Origin of the sequence: Paraburkholderia sp. SIMBA_027 (genome assembly GCF_046535315.1) — a bacterium.
GTDB classification, from domain to species: Bacteria; Pseudomonadota; Gammaproteobacteria; order Burkholderiales; family Burkholderiaceae; genus Paraburkholderia; species Paraburkholderia tropica.
The window spans coordinates 1-242 of record NZ_JAWRWY010001446.1; the positions used below are offsets into that span (position 1 = coordinate 1).

The 242-nt window shown below is 64.5% G+C and carries 1 protein-coding gene; it reads right to left on the reverse strand.

The genetic code is table 11. The features are described 5' to 3' along the window. Positions 1-196, reverse strand: a 196-nt coding sequence (locus SB764_RS43970) for an enolase C-terminal domain-like protein (protein WP_410867309.1), incomplete at its 3' end; no start/stop codon positions are given. Between the last annotated feature and the right edge of the window lie 46 nt (positions 197-242).

Consider the following 242-nt stretch of genomic DNA (forward strand, 5'->3'; position numbering starts at 1 on the left):
GGACATCGAGCTCAGCCAACTGGGCGGCCAGGCGGTGGACCTTGGCCAGTTCCAGGGCAGGCTCGATATCCCCGCTCATGCGCCACATCTGGTTCAGGTCCACCATGAGGTCGAAATCCTTGCCCACTGCTTCCCGGGTAGCACGGACGGACTCCACCCCTTCTTCCAAACGGTCCCGTGAGATGCGGATCTTCATTGCCTTGAATCCGCGGGCCTTGGCGGCCAGCGCGGACTCGGCCCGC